At 70.3% G+C, this 22,802-nt stretch carries 20 protein-coding genes; 8 read left to right on the forward strand and 12 right to left on the reverse strand.

Annotated features, from left to right (window positions below; all coding sequences use genetic code 11):
* Window positions 1-106 precede the first annotated feature (106 nt).
* Together QA802_RS07385 and QA802_RS07390 are read right to left on the reverse strand one after the other, a co-directional pair.
* Window positions 107-523 (reverse strand): DUF3037 domain-containing protein, encoded by a 417-nt coding sequence (locus QA802_RS07385; protein WP_334518990.1) that lies wholly within the window; start codon window positions 521-523, stop codon window positions 107-109.
* Window positions 520-1,275 (reverse strand): HipA family kinase, encoded by a 756-nt coding sequence (locus tag QA802_RS07390; protein ID WP_334518993.1) that lies wholly within the window; start codon window positions 1,273-1,275, stop codon window positions 520-522. Before QA802_RS07390 ends, QA802_RS07385 begins: the two co-directional genes overlap by 4 nt.
* A 190-nt stretch (window positions 1,276-1,465) precedes the next feature.
* On the opposite strand from QA802_RS07390, the gene QA802_RS07395 reads away from it, so the two are divergent.
* Window positions 1,466-1,984, forward strand: coding sequence for a Rieske (2Fe-2S) protein (locus QA802_RS07395; protein ID WP_334518996.1), 519 nt, complete (start codon window positions 1,466-1,468; stop codon window positions 1,982-1,984).
* Here QA802_RS07395 and QA802_RS07400 read toward each other — a convergent pair.
* Window positions 1,971-2,633, reverse strand: coding sequence for a cysteine hydrolase family protein (locus QA802_RS07400; protein WP_334518998.1), 663 nt, complete (start codon window positions 2,631-2,633; stop codon window positions 1,971-1,973). The two genes, QA802_RS07395 and QA802_RS07400, sit on opposite strands and share 14 nt — an antisense overlap.
* Before the next feature lie 154 nt (window positions 2,634-2,787).
* Between QA802_RS07400 and QA802_RS07405 the strand changes: the two genes are divergently transcribed.
* Window positions 2,788-3,255 carry a pyridoxamine 5'-phosphate oxidase family protein gene (locus QA802_RS07405; RefSeq protein ID WP_319171401.1) on the forward strand — a complete coding sequence of 156 codons (468 nt, stop codon included), beginning with the start codon at window positions 2,788-2,790 and terminating at the stop codon, window positions 3,253-3,255.
* Between the two features lie 133 nt (window positions 3,256-3,388).
* Here the strand turns inward: QA802_RS07405 and QA802_RS07410 are convergent, their stop codons facing one another.
* Window positions 3,389-4,291 carry a LysR family transcriptional regulator gene (locus QA802_RS07410; protein ID WP_334519006.1) on the reverse strand — a complete coding sequence of 301 codons (903 nt, stop codon included), beginning with the start codon at window positions 4,289-4,291 and terminating at the stop codon, window positions 3,389-3,391.
* 74 nt (window positions 4,292-4,365) lie between these two features.
* On the opposite strand from QA802_RS07410, the gene QA802_RS07415 reads away from it, so the two are divergent.
* Window positions 4,366-5,340: a DMT family transporter gene (locus tag QA802_RS07415; protein WP_443042080.1), complete on the forward strand. Its 975-nt coding sequence runs from the start codon at window positions 4,366-4,368 to the stop codon at window positions 5,338-5,340.
* A gap of 93 nt (window positions 5,341-5,433) precedes the next feature.
* On the opposite strand, the gene QA802_RS07420 is transcribed toward QA802_RS07415, so the two are convergent.
* Window positions 5,434-6,765 carry an aminotransferase class I/II-fold pyridoxal phosphate-dependent enzyme gene (locus QA802_RS07420; RefSeq protein WP_334519012.1) on the reverse strand — a complete coding sequence of 444 codons (1,332 nt, stop codon included), beginning with the start codon at window positions 6,763-6,765 and terminating at the stop codon, window positions 5,434-5,436.
* Between the two features lie 35 nt (window positions 6,766-6,800).
* Here QA802_RS07420 and QA802_RS07425 point away from each other — a divergent pair, with 35 nt between their 5' ends.
* Window positions 6,801-7,484 carry a pyridoxamine 5'-phosphate oxidase family protein gene (locus tag QA802_RS07425; protein ID WP_334519014.1) on the forward strand — a complete coding sequence of 228 codons (684 nt, stop codon included), beginning with the start codon at window positions 6,801-6,803 and terminating at the stop codon, window positions 7,482-7,484.
* Window positions 7,484-8,113, forward strand: a complete 630-nt coding sequence (locus QA802_RS07430; protein WP_334519017.1) for an FMN-binding negative transcriptional regulator — start codon at window positions 7,484-7,486, stop codon at window positions 8,111-8,113. Before QA802_RS07425 ends, QA802_RS07430 begins: the two co-directional genes overlap by 1 nt.
* A 30-nt stretch (window positions 8,114-8,143) precedes the next feature.
* Here the strand turns inward: QA802_RS07430 and QA802_RS07435 are convergent, their stop codons facing one another.
* Both QA802_RS07435 and QA802_RS07440 read right to left on the reverse strand, forming a co-directional pair.
* Entirely contained in the window at window positions 8,144-9,115 is a 972-nt protein-coding gene (locus tag QA802_RS07435) for a DMT family transporter (RefSeq protein WP_334534386.1), read from the reverse strand.
* A 263-nt stretch (window positions 9,116-9,378) separates the two neighbouring features.
* Window positions 9,379-10,395, reverse strand: a complete 1,017-nt coding sequence (locus tag QA802_RS07440; protein WP_334519019.1) for an EamA family transporter — start codon at window positions 10,393-10,395, stop codon at window positions 9,379-9,381.
* A 195-nt stretch (window positions 10,396-10,590) separates the two neighbouring features.
* Between QA802_RS07440 and QA802_RS07445 the strand changes: the two genes are divergently transcribed.
* Complete coding sequence (locus QA802_RS07445; protein ID WP_334519021.1) at window positions 10,591-11,019, forward strand: type II toxin-antitoxin system Rv0910 family toxin; 429 nt, start codon at window positions 10,591-10,593, stop codon at window positions 11,017-11,019.
* Window positions 11,020-11,150: 131 nt separating this feature from the next.
* Here QA802_RS07445 and QA802_RS07450 read toward each other — a convergent pair whose 3' ends face one another.
* From QA802_RS07450 to QA802_RS07465, 4 genes are all read right to left on the reverse strand, one after another.
* Window positions 11,151-11,777: a PadR family transcriptional regulator gene (locus QA802_RS07450; RefSeq protein WP_319171410.1), complete on the reverse strand. Its 627-nt coding sequence runs from the start codon at window positions 11,775-11,777 to the stop codon at window positions 11,151-11,153.
* Window positions 11,778-13,052: 1,275 nt separating this feature from the next.
* The gene (locus QA802_RS07455) at window positions 13,053-14,072 is read right to left on the reverse strand and encodes an ATP-binding protein (protein WP_006379212.1); all 1,020 of its coding nucleotides are present in this window, start codon (window positions 14,070-14,072) and stop codon (window positions 13,053-13,055) included.
* On the reverse strand, window positions 14,069-16,153 hold the full coding sequence (locus tag QA802_RS07460) for a TnsB C-terminal domain-containing protein (RefSeq protein ID WP_044472798.1): 2,085 nt from the start codon (window positions 16,151-16,153) through the stop codon (window positions 14,069-14,071). Before QA802_RS07460 ends, QA802_RS07455 begins: the two co-directional genes overlap by 4 nt.
* Entirely contained in the window at window positions 16,150-16,812 is a 663-nt protein-coding gene (locus QA802_RS07465; RefSeq protein ID WP_006379097.1) for a TnsA-like heteromeric transposase endonuclease subunit, read from the reverse strand. Before QA802_RS07465 ends, QA802_RS07460 begins: the two co-directional genes overlap by 4 nt.
* Before the next feature lie 579 nt (window positions 16,813-17,391).
* Here QA802_RS07465 and QA802_RS07470 point away from each other — a divergent pair.
* Window positions 17,392-18,207: a class I SAM-dependent methyltransferase gene (locus QA802_RS07470; RefSeq protein ID WP_334534389.1), complete on the forward strand. Its 816-nt coding sequence runs from the start codon at window positions 17,392-17,394 to the stop codon at window positions 18,205-18,207.
* Window positions 18,208-18,662: 455 nt separating this feature from the next.
* Here QA802_RS07470 and QA802_RS07475 read toward each other — a convergent pair whose 3' ends face one another.
* Window positions 18,663-18,851: a hypothetical protein gene (locus QA802_RS07475; RefSeq protein WP_334519034.1), complete on the reverse strand. Its 189-nt coding sequence runs from the start codon at window positions 18,849-18,851 to the stop codon at window positions 18,663-18,665.
* A 368-nt stretch (window positions 18,852-19,219) separates the two neighbouring features.
* On the opposite strand from QA802_RS07475, the gene QA802_RS07480 reads away from it, so the two are divergent.
* Complete coding sequence (locus tag QA802_RS07480; RefSeq protein WP_334519037.1) at window positions 19,220-22,786, forward strand: laminin G domain-containing protein; 3,567 nt, start codon at window positions 19,220-19,222, stop codon at window positions 22,784-22,786.
* Window positions 22,787-22,802 lie beyond the last annotated feature (16 nt).

A 22,802-nucleotide genomic window follows, 5' to 3' on the forward strand; every position in this document is an offset into this window, starting at 1 on the left:
GGCGCCGGGCGCCCTACTGGTGAGCGACCGCTTAGTACCTTCGGCAGACGTGACGCTAGAAGCCCTGGCACCCGGTGTCAACGCCACACGACGCCGGTGTGATCCATTACCTCACCAGCAGCTCCAGGAGCCGCTCCGTCTCGGCGTCCGGATCGGTGGTGAGTCCGGTGTGCACGGGGCCCGGCTGGACGATCGTCGAGCGCGGCGCGATCAGCCAGCGAAAGCGCCGGCCGGCGTCGTCGCCCGCCGCCTGCCCGGCGAACGCGCCGCCCGCGCAGACGCCCTCGACGGCCCGCAGGGCGGCCCGTACCCCGGTCACGTCCGCGTCGGGGTCCAGCGCCAGCAGCCTGGCCTCGTCCAGATGGGTGCGGGAGCCCACGTAGTCGTGGCCGCGGCAGTACACCAGCACGCCCGCGTTGATGCACTCGCCCCGTTCGACGCGCGGCACCACCCGCAGCAGCGCGTACTCGAAGACGTCGCGGTCGCCGCCCTGGCCGGGCCGGATGATGTGGCGGTCGGTCACTTGATCCCCTCGATGCGTTCGTGGACGTCGGCGGCGCGTGCGAGAAGCGGCGCCGCATAGGCGCGCCGGAGCGCGTCCGGGGTGTCGAAGCCGGGCTCGTCCGCCAGCCAGACCTCCGGGATCTGCGCGGTGACCTCGGCGAGAAGGTCCGCGGTGACCAGCGGCGCGAGCTGCGCCGCCGCGGCCCGTATGTCCGGCCCGAAGGGGGCCAGGACGTGGTCGCAGGCGTCGTAGGGGCGGGCCGCGGAGGTCTCGGCGGTGGGCCAGTTGTGCTGCCAGATCATGGTGGCGCCGTGGTCGACGAGCCACAGGTCGCCGCGGTGCATCAGCAGGTTGGGGTTGCGCCACGACCGGTCGACGTTGTTCACGAGCGCGTCGAACCAGACGATCCGGCCGGCCTCCTCGGCGCTCACCGCGAAGGCGAGGGGGTCGAAGCCGAGAGCTCCGGAGAGGAAGTCCATGCCGAGGTTGGTCCCGCCGCTGGACTTCAGCAACTCCTGTACCTGCTGGTCGGGTTCGCCGAGCCCGAGCAGCACGTCCAGCTCGACGGTCACCAGACGCGGGGCCCGCAGGCCCAGGCGGCGGGCCAGCTCGCCGCAGACGACCTCGGCGACGAGCGTCTTGCGGCCCTGGCCGGCGCCGGTGAACTTCATGACGTACAGACCGAGGTCGTCGGCCTCGACGAGTCCCGGCAGAGAACCGCCCTCCCGCAGGGGCGTGATGTAGCGGGTCGCGGTGACTTCCTTGAGCATCGCCCCAGGCTACTGGGCCAGGCACGTTGTGCGGCCGACAGCTGGACGACAGCTCGGGCTTACGCCGTACTCACCTCGAACGGGTCAAGATCTCGACACTGTCCGGACTTGGCGGGAACCTGAACACGGGGCGTCCGCCACTCGTACCTCCCGGCAGATCCACGCACCCCCCTGGAAGGGACCCCCCAGCATGACCAGCGCATCGATCAAGTCCGCGTCGGGGCCTGCCCGCCGTGCCGTCGTGGCAGCCGCGGGAGCCGCGGGGCTCTCCGTCGCGCTGACCGCGTGCGGAGGCTCCGACGACGACTCGTCGAGCACGTCGTCGTCCGGCACGTCGGGTTCCACCGGTTCCACCGGTTCCACCGGCAGCAGCGAGGCCGCGAGCACCGGCGGCACGGGCGGCGGGGACAACGCCGGGGCCGGCGCCGCACTCGCGAAGACCGCTGACATACCCGAGGGCGGCGGGAAGGTCTTCGGGTCGGAGAAGGTGGTCGTCACCCAGCCGACGGCGGGCACGTACAAGGCGTTCTCGGCCGTGTGCACCCACGCGGGCTGCGCGGTGAAGTCCATCTCGGACGGCGTCATCAACTGCCCCTGCCACAACAGCAACTTCTCGATCACGGACGGCAGCGTGAAGAGCGGTCCCGCGCAGAAGCCGCTGCCCGAGGTGAAGATCAGCGTCAGCGGCGACTCGATCAGCCTGGCCTGAGTTCCGGCTTCGCCGCCGGAGTCCGCCGGAGGCAGGCCAGCACCTCGGCCGTGGTCGCGACCGTGGCGACCAGGGCGAGCGTGTGGCGGATCATCGCGGGGGTGTAGTCGGCAGGCACCCCCGCGATGGCGTCCGACGGCACGACGGCCGTGTAGCCGCGGTTGACGGCGTCGAACACCGTGTTCGGGATCGCGACGTTGGCGGAGACCCCGGTGACGACCAGGGTGCGGCAGCCCAGGTTGCGCAGCAGCGCGTCGACGTCGGTGCCCTGGACGGGTGAGAGCCCGTGCAGCCGCCGTACGACGAGGTCCTGTTCGGCGACCTCGATCTCCGGCGCGAGACGGGTCGCGTCGGTGCCGGGGAGCTGCTGGACCGGGAGGCGTTCGGCCGCGCGGAACAGCCGCGCGTTGCGGTTGGCGCCCCGCCCGTCGGGGCGACGCTCGGCGACGGCGTGCAGGACCTGCACGCCGCTCGCCCGCGCCGCCGCCACCAGCCGGGCGATGTTGTCGAGGACACCCGACTCCCGTGCGGCACGGGCGAGTTGAGGCAGGGCGGCGGCCGGCCCGACGACGCCCTGCTGGCACTCCACCGTGATGAGGACGGTGCTCGCGGGGTCGAGGAGGTCGCTGAGCTGTTCGTGCGACGGCATGGGCTCCCCCTGGCGTCGGTGTGGGGCGGGCGACAGTAACCGCCATTGCGTGGAGAAGGAAGAAGTCCCATCCTTTCCTGACGGAGACTCAGAAAAGGCAGCACAGCTACGCACAGGACTCCGCACAAGAGCAGAATGAGAACGAGGGGGCCGGATGACCGTCACACAGCGTCGGGGCCGAAAGATCATGATGTCGCCGGGCGAGCTGGACGCGTTCCTCACCGTCCAGCGCACCTGTCGGGTCGCGACCGTGTCCGTCGACGGCGCGCCCCATGTCAGCGCCCTGTGGTTCCTCTGGGACGGCGCCGCGCTGTGGCTGTACTCGGTCGTGCGCAGCAAGCGCTGGGCGGACCTGCGCCGCGATCCCCGGGTGGCGATCGTGATCGACACGGGTGAGGAGTACGACGCACTGCGCGGCGTCGAGCTGTCCGGCGCCGTGGAGTTCGTGGGCGAGATCCCGCGTACCGGGGAGCTGTGCGCCGAACTCGACGCCGTGGAGACGCTGTTCGCACGCAAGAACTTCGGTCTGGACGCAATGCCGCACGACGGCCGGCACGCGTGGGTGCGGCTGAAGCCGGAGAAGATCGTCTCCTGGGACTTCCGCAAACTGGGCGGCGCGTAGGCCGCGTCCGCCGCCCGCGACGGTACACCGCGTGGGGCGCCACCCGCCGCGTAGGGAGCACCCGCAAGTCTTCGCAGCCGCCACTCTTCGCAGCCGCCCGCCGAGTCGGAAACGGCCCGGCGCGGCCCTGCTTTCAGCCGACGGCATCCCCCGCGGACTTGAGCGCCCGGACCGCCGCTCTGATGGACGGGCGGCGATCGGCGTCCGCCCGCCACACCACGTACACATGGCGGCGCACCCGCTGCCGCAACGGGACCGTCACGACGCCCTCGGGTACGGGTCGGCGGCCGAGCACGGGGGCGATGCACACTCCGAGTCCGGCGGCCACCAGGCCGAGTTGGGTGTGCGTCTCGGCGGCCCGGTGGCCGACGATCGGCTCGACGCCCCGCGAGCGCAGGGTGAACATCAGCCACTCGTGGCAGAACTCGCCCTCGCCCCAGGTGATCCACTCGTCCTCGGCGAACTCTCCGAGGTCCACCTCGTCCCGGCCGGCGAGCGGGTGGTCGGCCGGCATCGCGACGTCCGCGGGGTCGTCCAGGATGGGCGCCTTCACCAGTCCGTCCGGTACCGGCATCGGCTTGTTGTACCAGTCCAGGACGACGGCGAGGTCGAGGTCGCCGCGCACCACGCCGGCGACGCCCCGCTCCGGCTCCAGCTCGCTCGAGCGCACCCGCAGGGCGGGGTGCGCCTTGCGCAGCTCGGCGAGCGCGACGGGGAAGAGTCCACGGGCAGCGGTCGGAAAGGCGGACAGCCGCAACTCACCGGCCACCTGGCCGCGTTGGGCCTCCAGGTCGGACTGGGCGAGCTCCACCTGGGACAGGATCCGGGACGCGTGGTCGGCGAGCAGCCGTCCCGCGTCCGTCAGCCGCACGCCCCGTCCGTGCTTGGCGAGGAGCTGCTGGCCGACCTCCCGCTCGAGCTTGGCCAACTGCTGGGAGACGGCCGAGGTGGTGATGTGCAGGCCCGTCGCGGCTGCGCTGACCGAGCCGTGCCGGGCGAGGGCGTCGAGGGTCCGCAGACGTTCCAGGTTCAACATGTAAGCAATGCTACGAGGTATTGCTGGAAAAATCTCGATTGCGCTACGTGATGGTGTCGGCGATCGTGAAGGCCATGACCACCGCGCCCACCGCATCGACCCCGCCACCGCTCCCCGCGCGGACCACTCCGCCACCGGCCCCCACGGCGACTTCCCCTGCCCCCGCCCGCCGCCCCCTCGACTGGCGTCTGCGCTTCGGCGCGCTGTCGTTGATCTGGGGCTTCAGCTTCCTGCTGATCAAGGTGGGCACCGGGGGCTACGCCCCGTTCCAGGTCACCCTCGGCAGGCTGGCGTTCGGCACGGCTGTGCTGGCGGTCGCGATGGCGGTGAAGCGGGAGCGGCTCCCCCGCGGGGCCCGCACCTGGGCGCATCTGACGGTGGCCGCGCTCCTCCTCAACGCCGTGCCCTTCTCCCTCTTCGCGTTCGCGGAGCTGACCATCCCCTCCACCCTGGCCGGCATCTGCAACGCCACGTCGCCGCTGTGGGGCATGGCGCTCTCTCTGGTGGCCCTGTCGGAGGACCGGCCGACCCGGCTGCGCGTCGCGGGCCTCGGCCTCGGATTCCTGGGCGTCCTGACGGTGCTCGGCGCCTGGCAGGGCTTCGACGGCCTCGACGCCCGCGGCACGACCCTCGCGCTGCTGGCCTCGCTGAGCTACCCGGTCGGCTGGATCTACCTCCGCCGCACCCTGGCGCACACCGGTTCCTCCGCCCTGTCGATGACCGGCGCCCAGCTGTTCCTTGCCACCGTTCAACTGGCCGTCGTCACCCCGCTGTTCACCGAGGTGCCGACCCGCTTCCCGCTCGTCCCGCTGCTCGCCACGGCGGCCCTGGGAACGCTCGGCACCGGCCTGGCCCTCCTCATCCAGTACGGCCTGGTCGTGGAGGTGGGCCCGACGACGGCGCAGATGGTCACCTACTTCGTCCCGGTCATCGCCACGGCGGCGGGGGTCGCGCTGCTGGGCGAGACCCTCAGCTGGTCGACGCCGGTGGGCGCGGCGATCGTCCTGGCGGGCGCCGCCCTGACCCAGGCACGGCGGTCCGGGTCGTAGTCCTGGCCGTAGCCGCAGCCTTGGCCGGACGGGCGGGGCGTGCCGGGTAGACGGTCAGCGGTCAGGCGCTCGGGGCGCTTCTCCCCTTGGTCGCTAGACGTAGTTCCGCGTCGGGGAGGGGCCTACCGCCCCGGCGACGAGATCGGCCAGGGGCTCGATCTCCCGCGCGTCCAGCGTCGACACCGTGATACGGATCCCCGGCGCGGACCCGATCCGGAATCGCGCCCCCGGTGCGACCGCCCACCCCGCGTGCAGCAGCCGGGCGACCGCCCCCGTCTCGTCCGAGACGGGGATCCACACGTTCATCCCGCTGCGCCCGCGCGCCTCGACGCCGCGCGCGCCAAGCGCGGCGAGCAGCGCGTCGCGTCGGCTGCCGTACGCCCGGGCCACCGCGCGCGCGTCCACCACGCCGTCGGCCCACAGTCGCAGTACCGCCCGCTGAGTGATCCGGCTGACCCAGCCGGGTCCGAGCCGCTGCCGGCCGCGCACCCGGTCCAGGGTGATGTCGTCCCCGGTGAGGACGGCGAACCGCAGGTCCGGTCCGTAGGCCTTGGCGGCCGAGCGGACGAAGGCCCAGTGCCGGGTGACGCCCGCCAGCGGGTGCAGGGGGAGGTCGACGATCCGGTGACCGTGGTCGTCCTCGACCAACAGGGTCTCCGGATGGTCCCGCAGCACGGCGCGCAGGGCACGCGCGCGTGCGGCGCCGATCGCCGCTCCGGTCGGGTTCTGCGCCCGGTCGGTGACGATGAGGGCGCGCGCCCCGGACTCGAGGGCGCGGCGTACGTCGCCGGGCAGCGGACCGTCGTCGTCGAGGCCGACCGGGACCGGGCGCAGCCCGAGCGCCGGTACCAGGTCGAGGAGGGAGCCCCAGCCGGGATCCTCGACGGCCACGGTGTCGCCCGGCCTGAGGTGTGCGGCCAGGACGCGTTCGATCACGTCCAGCGAGCCGGAGGCGACCTCCACCGGACCGGCGGGCACGCCGTCGGCGTCGAGGTCGGCGCGGGCCAGCCGGGCCAGCTCGGGCTCGACCGGCGCATGCCCGTACAGGACGGGCTCCCGGTCGCCCTGCGCGGCGGCCCAGGCGAACGCCGGCGCCAGCGGGGGCAGCAGAGCCGTGTCGGGATTGCCGGACGCCGCGTCCCGTACCCCCTCCGGCACGTCCACCCGGATGAACCCGCGCCCGGTGGTGGCGGGCTTCGACCGCACGCGGCTGCCGCGACGACCGTCGGTCTCGATCACCCCGCGTTCGCGCAGGGTGCGGTAGGCGGCCGCGACGGTGTTCGGGTTCACCTCCAGTGTGGACGCCAACTCCCGCATCGGGGGCAGCAGTTGCCCCGGCCGCAGTTCACCGGCGCTGACCGCCGCCTCGACGCTCGCGGAAATGTCGGCTGCGCGCCGGCCTTTGATCGGATACTCTCCTAGCACAAACCTCATTATGCACTAGTGCAATAGAGAACGCCATGCAGGGGACCCCGGAGACGACGACACGGGCCGCCGCCTACACCCCGACCGACCGCACGGTGCCCACCCGGTCCGCACACAAGGCCTCCTACGACAGGGACGTGGTGCACGCGATACTCGACGAGGGCTACGTCTGTCACCTCGGCTTCGTCCGCGACGGCGCACCCGTCGTGCTGCCGACGCTGTACGGCCGGGTCGGCGAGACGCTCTATGTGCACGGCTCGACGGGTTCGCGCCCTTTGCGGATGACGGGACAGGCGGACCCGGGGCTGCCGGTGTGCCTGACGGTGACGCACGTCGACGGGCTGGTCCTGGCGCGCTCCGCCTTCCACCACTCGATCAACTACCGCTCGGTCGTGGTGCACGGCGTCGCCCACGACGTGACGGACCCGGCGGAGAAGCTGGCCGCGCTCGACGCCCTCGTCGACCACGTCGCGCCGGGCCGGGCCGCCGACTCCCGCCCCGCCAACCGTAAGGAGCTGGCGGCCACCGCGGTGATCCGGCTGGACCTGAACGAGGTCTCGGCCAAGACCCGCACCGGCGGGGTGAACGACGAAGAGGAGGATCTCGCCCTCTCCCACTGGGCCGGCGTGCTCCCGCTGCGCAAGGGCTACGACGCACCCGTCCCGGAAGCCGACCTGGCACCCGGCACCGAGTTCCCCGACTACCTCGCGACCCTGTGATGCTCGTCCACCCCTGGGACGCGCCCCGCGACGACGCCGAGTGGCAGGACTGGCTGGCCGCCCACGACTTCGGGCAGCTCGCCGTCAACGGCCCGCCGGGCGAGCCCCCCTTCGTGCAGCCCCTGCACTTCGCCTACGACCCGGCCGAGGGCGACGCCGTCACCCACCTCGCCCGGCCCAACCCGCTGTGGTCCGCCCTGGAGGCGAACCCGACGGTGACCCTGAGCGTGGTGGACGACTACGTGTTCGTCCCCGGCCCGTGGCAGGCCCCGCCGGGCGCCCCCACCGAGCACGGCACTCCGACGAGCTTCTATGCGGCCGTCCAACTCCGGTGCACGGCGCACATCGTGGACGATCCCGCCACCAAGGCGGACCTGCTCGCCCGTCAGATGGCGCACTTCCAGCCCGAGGGCGGCTCCGCCCGCCCCACCGTGGGCGAGGCCCCGTTCGGCCGTCTGCTCCCGGGCATCCGCGGCATACGGCTCCACGTCACCGACGTCCGGGCGAAGTTCAAGTACGCGTCGCACCGCCCGCCCGAGACCCAGGACCGCATCGTCGCCTCGCTGACCACCCGCGACACCCCCGGCGACGCGGCGGCCCGCGCACACCTGCTGCGCCGCCGGGGGTGAGACGGCCCCTCGCCGACCGGCCCCGCTGCCTCACGCCCGCGCCGGACCACCCCGCACTTCCACAAGGGCGAGCCCGGTGACCGACGCCAGCATCAGCAGGGTGCCGGCGAGCGTGGTGACCGTGAGGGGTTCGCCGAGGAGGACGACGGCCAGCACCGCCGCGCTCACCGGTTCGAGCAGCATGATCACGGAGACCGTGGCGGAGCGTACGACGGCAGCGCCCGCGAAGTAGAGGGCGTAGGCGAGCGCGGTGGGCACCGCAGCGATGTACGCCAGCAGAACCAGCACCCGGAGCGGGTCGGTGCTGTGCGGCAACAACCCCTCGGCCAGGGCGAACGGCAACAGGCACAGAGCGGTTACGGCGAACGCCCCCACGGCGTCGGCGGAGGCGTCCGAGCCGCCGTCGCGCCCCCACCGGCGGGTGAGCAGGGTCATCGCGCTGTACCCGGCCGCGGACACCAGCGCGAGCAGGACGCCACGCGGGTCCACGGACGAGCCGCCGCCGCCCGCGAACAGCACTCCCAGCCCCGCAAGCGCCCCCGTAACGGCGAGCGCTGCGCCGCGGCCGAGCCGCTCCCCCAGCGTCAGGCGTGCGCCGAGCGCGATGAGCACGGGCCCCGCGCCGAGAGTGACGACGGTGGCCACGGCCAGTCCGGTGGCGGAGACGGCCGCGAAGTACGCCGTCTGGAAGACCGCGAGACCGAACCCCGTGACCGCCGTCCGCAGGGCCTTGCGGCGCACCGGCTCGGGCGTCGCCGCCTGCCCGCCGAGGGCCGAGGCAGCCGGGGCCGCCGAGACGGACCGGGCGCGCCGCCGCAGCAGCGGGCGGGCTGCCAGCAGCAGGGCCAGCCCGGCGGCGCAGCGCCAGAACGACAGGGCGACGGGGCCCAGGTCGCTGATCCGGTAGACCAGGGACGCAGCGGCGCCGGCCGTGCCCCAGGCCGCGCCCGCGACGATCAGATAGAGCAGAGCCCTCGCGAGGGGCAGGGACGCGAGGGGCAGGGAGGCGACGGCTGAGCCGCCGGACGAAGACGCACCGGTTGAAGGCGCATCGGAGGACACAGGGGAAGACACACTTGAGGACGACACGCGTTCTCTCCGCACAGAAGCTCGGGAAGGGGCCGCCGCAGGGCAGCGGACCTCGGACTTCGTCTGCGGGCAGCACCGTTCGGCCCGGCAGCGTGTGCCGGGCGTGATTCCGGGAGGGCCCGCCTCAGGCGGCCGGAGGCGGAAGAACGCGTGCGTCGAGAGGCATGATCGTCACCCTAGGTCGCCGTCCCCCGGGCTGACAACTCCCTTTCCGGGCCACCGGCGGCCACCGGGTCCGCGGGGCCCTTGGCCGACTCGGAACCCTTGGCCGGCGCGGACGACTGCGCGATGAACGCGCCGAGCAGCACCACCGCGCCGCCGACGATCTGCGGCGCCGAAAGGTGCTCGCCGAGCAGCACCCACGCCAGCACGGTGGCGATGACCGCCTCGAGGCAGGCCACGACCCCGGCGATCTGCGGGGAGAGCCGACGCACCGAGACCACGCCGGTGACGTACGCGGCGACGGTCGCGATGAGCACGATCCAGCCGAGCAGCAGCCAGGCCGGGACTTCGACGCCGTTCATGCCCGCGGCGTGACCGAGCACGGACCAGTCCATGCCCCACGGCCCGGTGACGACGGTGAGCACGACGGCGCCGACGAGGAGCCCGTAAGCGATGACCCCCAGCGGGTCGGGAGCGTCGTCACCCGAGTCACCGCCCTGGTCGGACAGAACGAAGTAGCCGACCTGGCAGCAGGCTGCGGCGAGGGCGAGCAGCAGTCCGAGGGCGTCGAAACCCAGCCCCGACCAGATCTCGACGACGCAGGCCAGCCCGCCCACCGCGAGGACCACGCCGAGCGCCGCGGCGCGCGACACGGGCCGCCGCTGCACGAACCGCACCCAGCCCAGCACGAGGGCGGGCGCGAGGTACTCGACGAGCAGCGCGACGCCGACGGGAATGCGCGAAATCGCGGCGAAGTAGAACGCCTGCACCCCGGCCACGCCGAGCAGTCCGAACCCGGCGAGCAGCGCGGGCCGGCTGCGCAGCAGCGCACGGTGGCGCACGGCCAGGGGCAGCATGACCAGGGCCGCGCCGGTCACCCGCAGCCACACCACGTGCAGCGGGTCGAGGCCCGCCTCGATCAACGGCTTGGCTGCCACCCCGGATCCACCGAAGGCGAAGGCCGACGCGACCGCCAGACCGAGCCCGACGCCCTTTCCGCGGTTGCCCTGACTGCTCACAGAGGTACGCACCGGCCCATGATGACAGGCGATGACATGACCGTCATCCCCGATGACACCTGTCTCACCGTCGGACTGCCCGTAGTCGCCCTTCACCACATTTCCCGACGACTCGTCAGTATTGAATGTTGGCGGCGCTGGAGCTACGTTCCGCGCACCGCAGCCCGAGTTGCCAGCCCGAGTTGCCCGACACGAAGAGGTGGTCGCATGGCCGAAGTCAGCGCGGAGGCACGCATCCAGGCACCGGCCGAGAAGGTGTGGGCCCAGCTCACCGACTGGCCGGCGTACGGGGAGTGGAACGCGACCCACACCAACTTCCCCGAGGGCGGACCGGCGGCCCTCGAACTGGGCGCGACCTTCCAGGAGAACATGAAGCTCATGGGCTTTCCGGCCGAGGTCGAGTGGACCGTGGCGGAGCTGGAGCCGGCCCGGGTGCTCGCCATCCGCGGCAAGGGCCCGATGGCCGTGTCGGTGGCCACCCGCTACACCCTCACCCCGGACGGGGACGCCACGACGGTCCGTATCGACGGGGAGTTCACGGGTGCCGCCGTGTCGCTGATGGCGGGCAAACTCAAGGACTCGGGGACCGCCGCCCTCAACGAGTCGCTGCGCAAACTGGGCGGCCTGGTCACCTGACCTACGCGGGAAGGCGCCCGACAGGAGGAAGGAACCGCACAGGGAGCCGCACAGCGCGCGAAGGCGCCCCGCGGTCGGTTCCGCGGGACGCCTTGCCACGCCGGGGACATACAGGACGTACCGGGGGCCGCTCAGTCCTCGTCTGCGAGGATCAGGTACAGCTTCTTACGGGCGTCGTTGATGACCGCGAGCGCCTTCTCGCGCTGCTCCTTGCTGCCGGTCTTCCAGACCTGACCGAAGGCCTCCATCAGCCCGAAGCCGGCCTGGCGGATCTCGCCGAGGGCTTCCCAGTCGACCCCGCGCGTGGCCTCCTCCCAGGGGGCCTCGGGGCCCTCCTCGGCCGCCGTGCGGCCTTCCTCGGTGAGGGAGAACAGCTTCTTGCCGCCGTCGCTCCGGCTGCTGATCAGACCCTCGTCCTCCAGCAGCTGGAGAGTCGGGTACACCGAGCCCGGGCTGGGCTTCCACGCCCCGCCGCTGCGTTCGGCGATCTCCTGGATCATCTCGTAGCCGTGCATGGGCCGGTCCTTGAGCAGCGCCAGGATGGAGGCCCGGACATCCCCCCGCCGCGCCCGGCCCCTGGGCCCGCCGCGCCCTCGTCCACCCCAGGGGCCGCCGAAGCCCGGGCCGAAGCCGGGACCGCCGGGGCCACCCGGACCGAAGGGCCCGAAGGCCGCACGCTCTCCACCGAAGCCGCCAAAGCCGCCGCGACCACGCCGGGGGCCCTGGCCATGTCCACGCTCGAATCCGTGGGTACGCATCGCAAACCACTCCTTCATTCCATCGTTGACCTGTCGCGATGCTTCAACGATATATCGGCAAAGCTCGCCCGGCAAGGATCCGAGGAGCTGGATGACCTGCGACAGCGAAGATGGCCCGTTCGCCACCGAAGTTGGACCGATGGCCGTTTGTGTCATCGAAGTTGGGTCACTGGATGGTTTGTGACAGTGAAGTTGAGCCGGTGGTGACTCGCGTTGTGCGGTCGCGGAGCTCCGCTCGCCAGCGGATCGCCCTCTGCCGACAGGCGCCCGAGCACCACTTGCGCCCTGTAACCGGCTTGCGATGGGCCATGGAGGTTCCGCAGGCTGCGCATTGCTGTTGGTCGGATCGAGCGAGAACTTCCTGGTCAAAGCACTGATAAGAGCACCAGGGGTTGGGCCTGAGGGGCCGGTAGCACCGCTCGCAGCCCTGACAGGCCGTCGTGCCGAAGGGGCCAGAGGTCTCCGGTCCAGCCGGATCGAGCTCGACTTCGGCTCCCTGGGACGGGATCGCGGCTGCGACCGGGTTCTGCTGGCCGCGCCGTTCCTTGGTTCTGCAGTCGAACGAGCACCACTCGCGGGGCCGGCCGTCGGCTCTGGGAAGGAGTGGTTCCTGGCAGTGACGGCAGGTCGCGGTCGGAAGCGGGCTGCGGGTCCAGTGGGAGATCCTGATACTGCAGCGTTTCGAGCATGCTTTTCGCCTGGTGGCGATGTTCATCGGTCCTTCGCAGACCGGGCAGAGGCCGGTGAGTTCGTCCTCGCCGGCGGGCCCGGCGTCGGCCTTGGAGTTCGGTGGCCGCGGCAGTGGTTCACCGCGCTGGCGGAACTGGAAAGCGACCCGGCGGCAGTGCGATGAGCACATGTGGCGGCGTTGTCCGAGCCTCTTCATCATCTGCCCGCAGACGCGGCAGGGGACCTCCTTCCAGTCAGCCGCTGGGATGCGTCGGCGGTATCGCTTCTGCCGGCAGGCCTTCGAGCAGGTTCGCGGTTTGACGCCGAAGCTCGCCATCGGCCGCATCGGGGCGCCGCACTCCTCGCACTCGATGGTCTCCAGGACCTGGCGCAGTTCGACCGGATCGCGCCCAGCAGCTGCGGCGATGCGGTCCCACCTCGGGGTGCCGCGGTGCATGGGCGGCTCGGCGAGGTATTTCCGCAGGTAGGCGGGTGGAAGACAGTTCGCATGGGCGAGCCGGGTGATGAACGAGCGGGCTCCTTCACCGCTCTGCGGGCGGACCTGGAACGGCAGTTGGGCGACGGGGCTTTCCCCGGCAGGCGGGATCACCGGTCTGTGTCCGGGCGCTTGCGGCGGGAGGCGATGTCCAGGTCGACGGCCAGCAGGCCCGCCTTGTTGATCTTCTCGGTGCGGCCGAGGATGGCATCGATGGCGGCTCCGCGGATCTGGTGGGAGAGGGTGCCGATCATGCCGCCGGTGCGGGTGTGGATGAAGCGGTCCAGGCGGGTCAGGGTGCCGCGCTTGTGCTCGTGCAGCACGAGGTTGGCCTCCATCTGCGCGACCAGTGCTTTCCACTCACTGTTGTAGGGGAAGGGGTGGGTGGCCATCGGGGTGAAGCGGGCGGCGATCTGGTCTCCTCGGGTGCCGGACAGAAGGCTGCCGGACTCGACGTCGATGCCCGCGTAGGCAAAGGTCGCCGGGATGCGTTCGGAGAAGTACTTCAACGTGTCTGAGGCTTCAGCTCCGTGACGGGTCGTCAACGAAATGTTGTGGATCTCGTCGACCAGAATCACGCCGGTCCGGGCTTTGGTGCAGACCCCGACGACGGCTTCGGTGAGGTCGGTGATGTTCGAACTCCGCAGGACTGGCAGGCCCAGGAAGCGGGCGAACTCGGCGGCGATCATGCGGGGTGTCGCGGCCGGCGGGACGGTGATGTAGATGACCGGGATGCGGTCGTCCTGTCCGGGGTGCCGGCGCCGGTCCTGCAGCTCGTGGGCCAGGCCGAGCTGGGTGAGAGCGATCGTCTTGCCGGTGTTGGCGGGCCCGGAGACGATCAGGCCGCGGCGAGCGCTGATCGCCCCGCGGTTGAGGATGGTCAGACGGCGCCCGCAGGTGACGGTGGCGCGGACCGTGGAGGTGGCGACCACCTGGAGGCGGGCATGGTGGTTGAGCCGGTCGTCGTCGTAGGCGTCCTGGCTCTCCGCCTCCAGCGCGTCGTACTCGGCCTTCGTCAGCGCGGCCATGCGCTCGCTGAGGGATGCACCGACGAACTCGCGCCAGCCGGGCAGGGTGGTCAGCTGCCGTCCGAAGTCCTCGTCAGGGTCGTCGGCCGGCAGCGTGGTCACGAGCGTCCCCAGGGGTCTTCGAGTGGGTTGAACAGTCCGAGCGGGATCACCTCGGCGAGATCGTCGTCCTCGGTGGGTGGTTCGGCCTCAGGTTGCTGCGGGGGTTCGGGCGTCGGGGAGGGGACGGTGGCCGGGGCGGTCTTCGTCCGGGCGGCGACCCGCCGCTCGGCCTTGACCGTCTTGCCCGACCCGACCTTCCTGGCCTTCTTCTTCGCGGCCGGCCGGTCGGGGCCGGCGTGGGCGCGGGTCAGCAGGTCGGCGACGGCCTGGGCGAGCTCTTCCTCGGTGGCTCCGGGCAGTTGGTGGCTGACGTGATCCCAGGCCAGGTCTCCGAAGGGGACCGGCGCCCGGTTCAGGTATTTCCAGGTTGCTTGGACCCACTCGCTGTCGCCTCGGTGGTTGCGTACCCAGACGTAGGAGACGTCGTAGGGGTCGCGGTGGACCTCCCAGAGCCCCCGCTTCGCGGTGACACCGGAGTCACGCAGGCGCATCGGACCGAGGTCGGGGCTGTCGTAGGTGCGGTTGTTGATGCGGATGCCGTAGGAGTTGACGGTCCGCCAGGCCGCGGGCAGGAGTTCGACGTAGTCCTGCCCGCTGAGCGCGACCGGGACGTAGCCGCATGCCTCGACCAGGGCCGCGTACTTCTGGTTCGGGGTGAACAGCCGCCCCGGGTGGTCGGGGTCGCGCAGGCCCTCGTGCGGGCGGTTCTGCCAGTGCGCGACGATCCACTCGTCCAGCAGGTCCTGCAGTTCGGGCAGCGACCACAGGTTCTCCTGCTCGGGGTGCCGGCCGCGCTGGTCGGTGTTGCGGCCGGTGTGGCCCGGCAGGAACTGGGCGAACATCGTGGCCACCGAGCCCAGCATTTTTTCGATGTGCCCCTTCTGGAAGGGCGAGCCCTTGTGGGTAGGCTGGAAGTCGATCTCCAGGAACCGGCAAGAGGCCCGGAAGTTGCGGGAGATGAATGCCTTGCCGTGGTCGCAGACGATCATCTCTGGGACGATCACCGGCTTGGCCGCCGCGTGCTCCAGGCGCTCGTCCAGCGTCAGCAGCCTGCGGTGCGGCAGAACCGACCGGGACATCCTCAGCGCCTCGACCCAGCCCGGCCGCATCAGCTCGGGAGTGACCGTGCGGGCCAGCAGCACACTCGCGTCCACCGACTTCGTCGTCGGCCTCAGCACCGCCGCCGACAGCGTCCTGGACGCGACATCGATCATGCCGGTGAGCTCGACCTTCCCGACAACCCCATTGTCGAGGCGGACCATCACGTCCAGCGGGGTGGAGTCGATCTGCATGACCTCGCCCGGGGCCGACACCGTCAGCTCGCCGAACGGAGCCGCCGCCCCGTGGGCCTTCGAGCGGCGTGTGACGGCCGAGCCGGTCGCGTGGGTGCCTTTCGTCAGCTTCGCCAGCAGCCGGTAGAGGGTCCGACGGGTCGGCAACTCGGACAGATCACCGCCCGATTCCCGCAGGATCTCCCCGGTCCGCCAGATCAGGTAGGACCCGTTGCGGGTCGACGTGTCGACGCCTTCCTTGATCGCCTTCCGCATCGCCTCGACGACCGGCTCGGGCACCGAGCCGAACTCCGCCCGCTTGCGGACCGGACGGTGGTCGGCCAGCCCGACCAGGCCCTGTGTCTGGTAGCGGCGCCGCCGGTTGCCGATCGTCTTGGCCGCGACATCGTGCCCGGCAACAGCCAGTTCAGCCGCTTTGGCCCGCTCCCGGGAGGTCATCGAGGACCCCGGTCCGTAACCCGGCCGTGGTTCCGTGCCGGGGTCCGTGTCCGGCGCTATCCCGTGGATTACCTCCAGGATGTGTCCCTCCCACCACAGGGCCTGTTTCACCGCCTCGGGCGGGAACGCCTCCAGCAGCCCGACCTTGGGCAGCGGCATCCGCTCGGCCTGGAACAGGACCTCGAAGTCCGCCGCCTCGAACAAATCGAGGAGGGCGACCACCCGGTGAGGAGCCTCTGCGTCCTCCACCACCGCTGCCTGCGGCGTGACCTCGAGAACCCCTCTGACCTGGCCTTCGAACCGGATTCTGTGGCCGACCGACAAGGCCGGTGGCCGCTTCAACCCGCTCATCCGCGTACCTCCGTCCAGACCAGGCTGCCGGTCTGCATCAAGCCGCCCACCAGGTCCGTGCCCAAGGCGCCGGACCACAGCAGGTGGAACAACACCGGAAGGACCCGCAGCCGGTCCCCGACCAGACCGGCGCCCTCCCACAAGCCCTTCGGCTCACGGAAGACCTCCACCAGCTCGTCGACCACCGCCTCGGGCCGGCCGCAACGCGTCCGCCGATAGCGGGCCAGCCAGCGGACGTTCGCCATGAACACCGGATCCGGCCGACCCGCCCAGACGAACTCCCAGCCCACCGTCTGGCAAGCACGCTCGGTCACGGCGAAGGACTCCCGCGTCCTCTCGTCCATGTCGTCCTCGGCGCGTACGTCGACGACACGGGCCCGCCCGTCCGCGAGCCGAACGAAGTAGTCGGGAGCATGCCGATGCTTCTCTTCGCCTTCGCGCCAGTGCAGCCAGAACGGTTGCGAGGCGACGGCGGTGACCTGCGGATCTCTGTCCAACAGGACGAGCCGGTCCCGCTCGAGCCACGACTCGTAGCCGACGTGCTCCTGCGTGGTCACCGAGTAGTACCAGCCCGCGAAACCCCGGCCGTACTTGTGCCAAGTGAACTCACGCACCGGCTCCACCGCCTCGAACCGCACATCCCAGCTCGTCTGCAGCAACTCACGCCTCCGGACCCCATCCACACAGAAGTCCAGCTCAAAGCCCCCGAGCGCAGCCTGATCAAGCCCATAGACAGGTGCCCCCACCGAATCTCCCACCTGCCGGATGCCCGACCAGCCCAACTCCGTTGTCACAAACTAGCGTTGGCCCAACTTCGGTGACAAGAGATCCATCTCCACTGTCACAGGTCAATGACGTGTGCCGGTGATCGGTGATCGATTGCCGGGGAAGGCCGACCAAAGCTGCTTCGTGTCAGCGAAGGTCGACCACTTGGCTGTCTGTGCCAGATACGGCTGATCGTTACGTGTTGTTGCCCCGCGGATCGCTGACCCGCCTCAGTGAAGGCTGGCGCTGACTTTGTCGCTGAGAGCCTGCTCTGGTCCACTTCGTGTGGCCGCGTACACAGGGTGACTGTCGATCTTCGCTCGCCCAATGGTGGTTCTAGTGGTCGTAGGCCCTCAGTGCGCGCATGACTGGCTGGCCGCGCATGAAACTGGCTCCCCTCATCAGGCCCCTTGGAATCGATCTTCTAGGCTGACGCGGTGGCTGATGAGCAGAAGTGGGTGCAGCCGTCGGGAGTGTGGGCCACGGCGGTGGGGGTGGCCAGGGTGCGAGCGCTGGAGACCGAGCGGGAGAACGCGCTGTTCCGCGACCCACTGGCACAGGCCTTCGCCACCGCCGGCGGCCTGTGGCCCTCCTCGCCGCCGCTGCCCGATGACGGGGCCGCACGACGCCGCCGGCTGGCCGTGTCGTTCTCCATCGTCATCAGGACGAAGTTCCTCGACGACCTGTTGCAGCAGGCCTCCGCGTCCGGGGTCCGGCAGGTCGTGCTGCTCGGCGCCGGCTTGGACAGCCGGGCCTTCCGGATGGACTGGCCCGAGGGCACCCGGCTGTTCGAGGTCGACACCGCCGCGCCACTGGACTTCAAGGCTTCGGTGCTGCGCCAGGAGCGGGCCGTCGCGCGCTGCGAGCGGATCACCGTCGCGGTGGATCTGCGTGAGGACTGGCCAGGCGCGCTGGCCGCCGCAGGGCACGACCCTTCGGTGCCGACCGTGTGGATCGCCGAAGGACTGCTGATCTATCTGCCTGACGACGCGGTGGAACTACTGCTGGCCCGGATCAGCGCGCAGTCGGCGGCAGGCAGTCGGATGGGGCTGACACTGGGCTCACGTGGCGTGATCGAGCGCTTCGGCGCGGACGCCGTGCCGGGATCGGCGGCGTCCATGTGGGTCTCGGAGATGCCCGACGACCCGGTGGGCTGGCTGGCCGGGCACGGCTGGGAGGCCGACAGCCACACCCTGCGCGAGCGCGCTGCCGCCTACGGCCGCCCGATCAGCACCCCTCCGCAGCGCGAGGAACGGCCCGGCGGACTGATCTCGGCGGTCCGCCGGTAGAGCGCCTCCAGGCGGTCAAACTTCAGTGGCAATCGGTCAAGGTTCACTGTCACAGGACAGTTGATGTCTGACCTGTGCCGGTAAACGTTGATCGATTGCCAGCGAAGGGCGACCAACTGACTTCTGCGCCAGTGAGGGCTGGCTGCTTGTGGGTTAGTGCCGGTCTGCTCGCTCAACTGATTGGGCAACGGGCTTCCTTGGTCGTGCCGATTTCGTAACCGCGCCACTACCAAGGGGCCCGTTCTCTCATGCCCGCGACCAGACCCGAACCTCCGTCCAGGTGATCACCCGCTGCCGCTCGAACAAGATTCGGTTTGCCACAACGCACTCAGAACATTGCGCATGCCGAGATCCCCCTTGCCGCCATCTCCCGCACCCGCGACAGTCGGCCCGAGCCGTCCGCAGCTTCCTCAACAGATCATCCGCGTTCGCGACGGTTGCGATGCCGGGACGGGTCAGAAGCCGTGCGCGGACCGCCATGCGTCGAGGGCCGGAACGGTCCGTGGGCCGACGGCGACCGCCGCGACACCGGGCTTGAGCCGGGCCATGCACGACATGGAGACGCCGCTTTGGTCCACGACGTGGAGCTGAGCGGTGACGGTAAAGAGGCATCCCACCAGATCGATGTCAGTGCCGATTACCACCAGGTGCAGGTCAGGGTATCTGATGTTCCGTCAGAGTGTCCTGCGTCACAGGTAATTGACGATATGTCATAACGGCGACTTAACTTTCCGCTACCTTTACAAGATCTATACAAGGGGGCCTCCGTGGGAGCGGAGCGGGGCGCTGCTGTGCCTGCGCCGAAGCGGCGAAGAACGCGGGGAACGGCGCTGGGGGGTGTGGCGGCTTCGCTTGTGCTGTCATTGCTGCCCGTGCTTCCGGCAGCGGTTGCTGAGGCGGTTCCGGCATCCGGGGACGCGGGCGCGGTGGAATACGCGTCTGGCACGGCGAAGGCGCAGGCATCGGGTGAGCCGGTGGAGGTGCCGGGGAGCGCACCGAGTACACCACGACGATGGCGAACCCGGACGGTACGTTCACGTTGACGCAGTCGACGGTGCCGCAGCGCGCCAAGGGGCCCGACGGGGGCTGGCGTTCGGTGGACGCGACGCTTGAGCGCCGTGCGGACGGCAGCGTCGGGCCGAAGGCGGCGGTGGTGGATCTGCGGTTCGCCGGCGGCGGCAACGGCGACGGCCTGATCCGTCTGGGCGGGAGAAAGGGTTCGCTCACCTTCGACTGGCCGACACCTCTGTCCGCACCGACTCTGTCGGGGGACACCGCCACCTATGCCGAGGTCTTCGACGGTGTGGATCTGCGGCTGACGGCGACTTCTGAGGGTTTCCGCGAGGTTTTGGTCGTCAAGAGTGCTGAGGCGGCAGCGAACCCCGCGCTGGCGCAGATCAAGCTGGATGTGCACGCCGACAATCTGCGTGTGCTGCCAGGTGCCGGTGGTGGTATCAGCGCCCTGGACTCGAATGGCAACGCCGTCTTCAAGGGCCCCGCCGGCCTGATGTGGGACTCCGCAGGCTCAGCGCCGGCCGCCCCGCGGACGACGACCGGCACGACCACTCAACTGGCGTTCTCCGCGCCGGTCGCGGAAGTCGCGACCGGCGACGAGCCGGTTGCGGACGAGGCGGATGCCCCGTCCAAGGGTGACGCCAGCGAGGCCCTGCCGGTCCAGGTAGGCAACGGCACGGTCGCGGTCACCCCTGACCTGGGGCTGTTGCGCGGTCAGGACACGGTCTACCCGGTCTACATCGACCCGCCCATGGGCCTGGGCTACTCGGAGCGCACAGTGCTGTCCTCCGACGGTGACCGGTTCTGGCAGTTCTCCGGGGATCACGGTGTCGGCTACTGCGCCAGCGCGGACGGCTACTACTGCGGCAACGGCTACACCAACCGCATGTACTACGAGTTCGCCCCGACGAAGCTGGCGGGCAAGAGAATCCTGGACGCCACCTTCCGCGCCAATGAGACGTGGTCGTTCAACTGCGATGCGCACTGGGTGGACCTTGTGCGCACCGACAACATCTCCGAGGCGACGAGCTGGCCGGGTCCGGCGCAGCGGGACTGGATGGGCGACCGCTATGTCGCCAACGGGCGCGGTGATCTGTGCAGCCCCTCCCAGCCGGATTCATGGGTGGAGTTCAACGACAATCCGGCCGAGCCGGACGAGAACCTCACCCCCGCGGTGCAGTCCTTCGCCGATGGCAGGATCGCCCGCCTCACCCTGATGCTGCGGGCGAAGGACGAGAGCGACCCGCGGGCATGGAAGCGGTTCAACCAGAACGCCGAACTGCAGATCCAGTACGTACCCAAGCCCGGCGTCCCCACACAGGCCGGTGTGATCCCCGGCGATGGCACGCTGGCCTACTGCGAGGCGGAGTCCAAGCCCACGATCGTCACCCGCGCCGACCCGATCGTTCAGGCCGCGGTCCAGACCCAGGTGCAGCCCGCATCCGGCGAATACCAGGGCGCACTGCGCGCCTACCTGACGGTCGAGAAGAAGCGCTCCGACGGGACATGGGCCGCCTCCTGGTCGGTGACCTCACCGTCGACCGGCTACCACGTGGACAACACGCTGGAGAAGGTGCGGATCTCCCCCCGCGAGGACGGGAACCTGTACCGCATGCGGGCACTGACCCAGTCCCACTGGACCTATGCCGGCGTGACCTCAAGCATGTCGTCGGCGTACTCGTCGTGGTGCTACTTCAAGATGGACACCACCGCTCCGAAGCCACCCCAGATCACCCTGGAGCCCGGCAACCCGTACACCTGCACCGCTACGGCCACTTGCGACGGCACCGGAGGACCGGGTGTGCCGGGCAAGTTCAAGCTGGCGGCGAATGCCAATGACAAGGACATCCAGGGATACCGCTGGTACCTTCAGGACCCCTATACCGTCAAGGAGACCGACCCGGCCCAGACCGTCCCCACCACGGTCGTCGAAGTTACCCCGACAAGAGGGGGCAACCTCACCCTCGTGGTCGAAGCACGCGACGTACGCCAGCGATGGGGTGCCAAGGCCGAGTACGCGGTCAAGGTGGCCCTGCCTCAAGGGCCCACCGGCGAGTGGAGGTTCTCGGAAGGCTCCGGAACCACCGCGGCCAACGCCATCACCGACGGTGGCCACCAGCCCGTCACGCTCTATCCGCAAGCCGCCTCGGCCGCAACGTTCGCCGCTGATGAGGCACGTCGCGGCGACAGGGACTACTCCCTGCGGCTGAACGACAACGTCACCGACCCCGCCAAGCGCACCGGCTACGCGAGCGCGCCGATGCCGGTGGACACAGCTCACTCCTTCACCGTCTCCACCTGGGTGATGCTCACCGACGCCTCCTCCACCAGAGCCGTGCTGGCCGCGCCGGGCAACTACGGTGTCGCCTTCACCGTGTACTACTCGGCCGGCGACAAGAAGTGGGTGCTCAATCGGACGAACCACGATGGCTCCACCGGAGTGGTCACGATCCGGTCCGTGGCCGACTACGTCGGCCCACCGGTGAACGTGTGGACGCATCTGGCCGGCGTCTTCAACGCCGGCTGCACGCAGGCCCCCTGTGCGGGCGGTCGGCCGGTCGAGGCGGACGACACGTTGCAGTTGTTCATCAACGGGCGCTCCCAGGGGGCACCGGTGAACTTGCTGAGTGCCTCGTCCACGTATCAACCATGGTCTGCCGCGGGTGACATGCAGATCGGCCGGGCCCTGGTGAGCGGCACCTACACGCAGTACTTCATGGGCCGTATCGATGAGACGAAGGTGTGGCAGCGCGCGCTGAACGAGGAAGCTCTGCGCTGGGAGAGTGCCCTCAAGACAGTCGATGCTCCCGACACGGAATTGGTCGGCCAGTGGAGGGCTGCTGAAGCCGCCGCCCAGCCCGACGGTTCGACGGTGATCAGCGACAAGGCGCCGGCGCCGTACGCGGCCAGTGACCTCAAGGCGCCCAGCGACAGCAACGCCACCGTGGAGCTGCTGGAGGGTGAGAACGTGGTGACGTTGGACGGCACATCCGGATATCTGAGAACGACCGGGCCGGTAATTGATGAGTCCGCCTCGTTCACGGTCACGGCCTACGTCAAGCTGAACCGCGCCAAGCTTGTGGACAAGCCGATTGGTTACCGTGCGCAGGTTGTCGGCCAGGCCACGCCGGCGGGCAGCCAGTCCTCATGGGCCCTGTGGGCGGAGAAGGTGGCGCCGGACGCGTTCGTGTGGCGGTTCGGCCGCACAGCGGTCGACGGCACCGGCAAGGTCATCGCCTCCGCGATGGTGGAGAGCCAAGAGCTGGCACCAGACGAGGCGGTCCAGCTCACCGGGGTCTTCGACGCAGCCGAGGCAACAGGTTCTGGCGGGTTCGGAAAGTTGCATCTCTTCCAGAACCTCGAACCTCAGGAGCCCGACACCGCTGTCCCCGGCTTCTCCGCCTACAGCCAGGGCAGCGGCGAACTGGCGGTGGGCCGCGGCGCGGCCGACGGTACCACCGGCCACTACCTGCCGGGCACGATCAGCGAGGTGAGGATCTGGGCGGGCTCGATGACCTCGAACGAGATCGCGACGCGGGTCCTCACCCCTCCTCCCACTGCGTAACGCCGCCTTCCTGTGG

It is taken from the genome of Streptomyces sp. B21-105, from assembly GCF_036898465.1.
Taxonomy (GTDB): Bacteria; Actinomycetota; Actinomycetes; order Streptomycetales; family Streptomycetaceae; genus Streptomyces.

Excerpts from the sequence above, each read along its gene's own strand:
- QA802_RS07460 (WP_044472798.1), bottom strand. The coding sequence starts at position 16,153 with ATGAGCGGGTTGAAGCGGCCACCGGCCTTGTCGGTCGGCCACAGAATC.
- QA802_RS07395 (WP_334518996.1), top strand. The coding sequence starts at position 1,466 with ATGACCAGCGCATCGATCAAGTCCGCGTCGGGGCCTGCCCGCCGTGCC.
- QA802_RS07480 (WP_334519037.1), top strand. The coding sequence starts at position 19,220 with ATGGCGAACCCGGACGGTACGTTCACGTTGACGCAGTCGACGGTGCCG.
- QA802_RS07415 (WP_443042080.1), top strand. The coding sequence starts at position 4,366 with ATGACCACCGCGCCCACCGCATCGACCCCGCCACCGCTCCCCGCGCGG.
- QA802_RS07425 (WP_334519014.1), top strand. The coding sequence starts at position 6,801 with ATGCAGGGGACCCCGGAGACGACGACACGGGCCGCCGCCTACACCCCG.
- QA802_RS07430 (WP_334519017.1), top strand. The coding sequence starts at position 7,484 with ATGCTCGTCCACCCCTGGGACGCGCCCCGCGACGACGCCGAGTGGCAG.
- QA802_RS07390 (WP_334518993.1), bottom strand. The coding sequence starts at position 1,275 with ATGCTCAAGGAAGTCACCGCGACCCGCTACATCACGCCCCTGCGGGAG.
- QA802_RS07400 (WP_334518998.1), bottom strand. The coding sequence starts at position 2,633 with ATGCCGTCGCACGAACAGCTCAGCGACCTCCTCGACCCCGCGAGCACC.
- QA802_RS07405 (WP_319171401.1), top strand. The coding sequence starts at position 2,788 with ATGACCGTCACACAGCGTCGGGGCCGAAAGATCATGATGTCGCCGGGC.
- QA802_RS07450 (WP_319171410.1), bottom strand. The coding sequence starts at position 11,777 with ATGCGTACCCACGGATTCGAGCGTGGACATGGCCAGGGCCCCCGGCGT.
- QA802_RS07410 (WP_334519006.1), bottom strand. The coding sequence starts at position 4,291 with ATGTTGAACCTGGAACGTCTGCGGACCCTCGACGCCCTCGCCCGGCAC.
- QA802_RS07445 (WP_334519021.1), top strand. The coding sequence starts at position 10,591 with ATGGCCGAAGTCAGCGCGGAGGCACGCATCCAGGCACCGGCCGAGAAG.